Below are 4,112 nucleotides of genomic sequence, written 5' to 3' on the forward strand. Positions count from 1 at the left end.
AGCGGCAGGCGCGTCAGGCGCGACAGCGAGGAATAGCCCGTGCCAAAATCGTCCATCGACAGGCCCACCCCGATATTGCGGATGGCCTGCAACACGTCATGCGTGGCCTTGCCACTTTCCATCATGACATTTTCCGTGATTTCCACCGTCAGGCGGTCCGGCGTCAGGTCATAGGTCCGCAACAGGCCAGTGATATATTCCGGCACGCTGTGATCGCCGAAATGCGCGGCCGACAGGTTGACCGCAACGGTGGGCACATGGATGCCATCACGGTCCCACTGTCCCATCTGGCGGCAGGCTTCCTGCAGGGACCACCGGCCGATGGCCGCGATCTGTCCCGTTTCCTCCGCCACCGCGATGAAGCGCGAGGGGAAGATGTTGCCAAGATGCGGGTGATGCCACCGCGCCAGCGCCTCCACACCGTACAGCGTGCCCGTCATCGTGTCGATCTGGGGTTGGTAATGCAGGTGCAGCAGTCCCTTGGACACACTTTCATGCAGCGCACTGCCCAGCAGCAGGCGGTCCTGCGCCAGGCGGTTCTTGCTTGAATCCGCGAATTTATAGGTACCGCGCCCTTCGTTCTTGGCCTGTTGAAGGGCGACATCGGCATGGCCAAGCAGGGATTCGCCATCAGGCCCGTCATCGGGAAAACACGCGATCCCGATGGAAACCGACAGGGTGATGGCGCTGTCATTGATTTCGATGGGTTCGGCAATGGTGCGGATGATGCGCGTCGCCTGTTCCATCGCCACAGCGCGGGGGCAATGGGGCACCACGACGATGAATTCGTCACCACTGCTACGGCTGATGATGAACCGCCCGGCCGACAGCTTTTGCAGGCGCTTTGCCACCTCACGCAGGAAGTTGTCGGCATGGACATGGCCAAGTGCGTTGTTGATGTCGCGGAAACTGTCGATATTAAGGACCATGACCGTGAACACGGCATCCTGCCGATCCGACGTCATCGTCTCAATATAACGGTTAAGCGACGAACGGTTCAGCAGCCCCGTCAGCGTGTCGCGTTCCGACAACTGGGCGATCCGCTGCCGCGCGGCATCGCGACCAAGCGCCAGGGTGCAGAACGGGGTTGCAGCCTGCATCACCGCCTGCGCCCATTCCTTCATCGCGGAATCACGCAGATAGATCGCAAGCACCCCCGCCGGCGTGCCATCATGGGTGGTGACGGGGGCCGCCACGCACATGACGAACCCGAACGCGCGCGCCAGCACCGCATGGCGCGTCCACGCCACATCCAGCGCGGCATCGGGATTTTCCCGCAGGGCCGCGATCTCAGCCGCGTCGGGCACGCATGTCGCAAGTGCATTGCGCATCCGGCGTGGCAGGGTGGTCGTGGCGGTCACATCCATACGCCCGTCGCGCCCACCGGGATGCAACAGCACCACGCAGCAATCGGAAATCGTGTTTTCGATCCGGTGGCACAGGAATTGCCCGCTCTGGTCCAGTGGCAGCTTTTCGGTCGTCAGGCTGCGCAGCAGGTCATTGCGAAGCTGAAGGATGCTTTCGGCAAGGCGTTCTTGCGTCACATCGGTCATGATACCCATGTAAAAGACACCCGGCACGCCCGGACGCACCACCTGTGACAACGACAGCCGCCCACGCCGCGCCTCCCCACTGGCGGTCACGAATTCCACATCGCGGGTGGTGCCGACATTATGGTGGCTCCCGTCCTCGCGATGGCGGGCGATGAAGCTGTCATGGTCCGCGCGATAGGCCACCGGCACGAGGCAACGGACATTGCGGCCCATCACCTCCTCGCGCGAAAGACCCCACAGTCTCTGTGCGGCATCATTGTAGAAAACGATATCGTTACGGTCGTTTATCAGTACCACCGCCTCGGGGACATGCTGAAGCGCGAGGTCGGAAAACTGCAGGTCCGGAGAATGCGTATAGGTTGTCATATCGTCGTTTTTCTTCTGCCATCCGCTGCCGGCGCGGGGATGTCCGGGCCAGAAACGGCCATGACCTCCCCGCTTTGCGACATTACCGGCACTTGGGGCCAGCGATACGTGCATGTGCGCCGCACAGGGTCATTCAACCGGTTCTCCCTAACCGTTTATCCCCTTGGCGGGGTTCATACAAGAATGCAACACCACCCCCATGCCGCGTGCGTGACGGAGATTGAGTCCCGCCCCGCTTCGTGACACACACGAAGGCAGGGGCGGCATTCACGCCTGCTCCCGTCGCGCGGACCCTGAATGATGCAGCATTTACGCCTCGTGCTCAAAGATGTCTGGTACCTGACACGTCCCTATTTCATGTCGGAGGAACGCGGCCGTGCATGGGCGCTGCTGATTGGCGTACTGGCGCTGACATTCTCCCTGGTGGGAATCGACCTGGTACAGTCGTTCGCGCGCAACGTCTATTACACCGCGTTGCAACAGCGCGACGTCAAGACCTTCCTGCGTGGCCTGTTCTGGTATGTGCGCGGCGAAAGCGGCAACATCATTCCCGGCTTTTTCCCCATCGCCACGCCCGCGCTGGTGATCGGGGTCTACCTGCCCTATCTGCAACAGATGCTGCAACTGCGCTGGCGGCGGTGGCTGACGCGGCGGATGACGGCGCAATGGCTGGAAAACCAGACCTATTACCGCATCGCCCTTGTCACATCCGGGCTGGAGGCAGGGGCCGACAACCCGGATCAGCGCATACAGGAGGATATCAACAGCTTCGTCACCGATACCCTGACGCAGTTCGTCAACCTCGTGACCAATATCGTCACGCTGTTCAGCTATGCCGGGCTGCTATGGGCGCTGTCGGGGCCGCTGGTGGTGCTGGGGATCACGATCCCGGGCTATTTCTTCTGGGCGGCGCTGCTGTATTCGATCTTCGCCACATGGATCACGCATCTGGTGGGGCACCGGCTGGCGGGGTTGCAGTTCTTTCAGCAACGCGCGGAAGCCGACCTGCGGTACGGGCTGGTGCATGTGCGCGACAATGCCGAAGGGATCGCCCTGTATGGTGGCGAAACAGAGGAGAAGGCCGGGCTGGAGCATGCATTTTCCTCCGTCTATGACAACTTCCTCGCCATCATGCGGCGCACGCGGGGGCTGGGGCTTCTGACGACGGGGCTGGAGGTGATATCAGGCAATTTCGCGCTGCTTGTCGGCTCTATCCGCTATTTCGCCAACAAGATGACGTTCGGCACGCTGATGCAGATGGTCATGGCGTTTTCACGCGTGCAGGGGGCGATGGGATGGTTCTCCACCTCCTATGCCTCGCTTGCCACATGGCATGCGGAGGTCGCGCGACTTGCCACGTTCCAGCGCGTCATGGATCGCGCACATGCGATGGAGGGGGAATGCCGCATCACCCCTGTCGCCGCCGGGGCGGACATGGTGGTGCGTGACCTGACGGTCCTGCGCCCTGATGGCACGACCATGCTGGACCATGTGTCGATGACATTGCGCCACGGGGCGATGACGGTCATTTCCGCACCATCGGGCACGGGCAAATCGACCCTGTTCCGGGTCCTGGCGGGGATCTGGCCCTTTGCCCGGGGTGAAATCGAACGTCCCGACACCGCGATGATGTTCGTGCCGCAACGGCCCTACCTGCCGGTGGGCAGCCTGCGCCGGGCCGTGTGCTACCCCATGGCCGACACGCAGGTGTCCGATACAGCCGTGCGCGCCGCACTTGCGGCGGTGGGGCTGGCGCAGCTTGAGGCGCTGCTGGATGAGGAAGCCCCCTGGGCGCAGACGCTTTCCCCCGGGGAGCAGCAACGCCTGGCGTTTGCACGGATTCTGGTGGCGCGTCCGGCGTGGGTCTTCCTCGACGAATCGACCTCCAGCCTCGATACAGTGGCGGAGGGCATGCTCTATGCGGTGCTGCGCCGGGAATGCCCCGATATCACCCTCGTTTCCATCACCCATCGCGCCACCTTGCTGGAGGCGCATGACACCTGCATCACCCTCCACCGCGCGGGGGAGGCCGCCTAGGCGCGATATCAGGGGATGTGGAAAAACAAGGGGAAATAACCTGGCTGGGGCCATGAAAGATTATTTGAAAACACATCATTGATAAAAAATCATAAAAGTTTTTGGGTGCCGCCCTTTTTCCAAAAAGGCGGCGTCTTCTGAAGCTTTTTAGAAAAA

The 4,112-nt window shown here is 61.8% G+C and carries 2 protein-coding genes; one reads left to right on the forward strand and one right to left on the reverse strand.

Annotated features, from left to right (window positions below; all coding sequences use genetic code 11):
- Positions 1–1,919: EAL domain-containing protein (locus tag B7G66_RS16440; RefSeq protein ID WP_048859413.1), on the reverse strand; the 1,919-nt coding region annotated here is incomplete at its 3' end.
- Positions 1,920–2,219: 300 nt separating this feature from the next.
- On the opposite strand from B7G66_RS16440, the gene B7G66_RS16445 reads away from it, so the two are divergent.
- Positions 2,220–3,956, forward strand: coding sequence for an ABC transporter ATP-binding protein/permease (locus B7G66_RS16445; RefSeq protein ID WP_003621419.1), 1,737 nt, complete (start codon positions 2,220–2,222; stop codon positions 3,954–3,956).
- The last annotated feature ends 156 nt before the right edge of the window (positions 3,957–4,112 follow it).

The sequence above is a fragment of the Novacetimonas hansenii JCM 7643 genome (assembly GCF_000964405.1).
Taxonomy (GTDB): Bacteria; Pseudomonadota; Alphaproteobacteria; order Acetobacterales; family Acetobacteraceae; genus Novacetimonas; species Novacetimonas hansenii.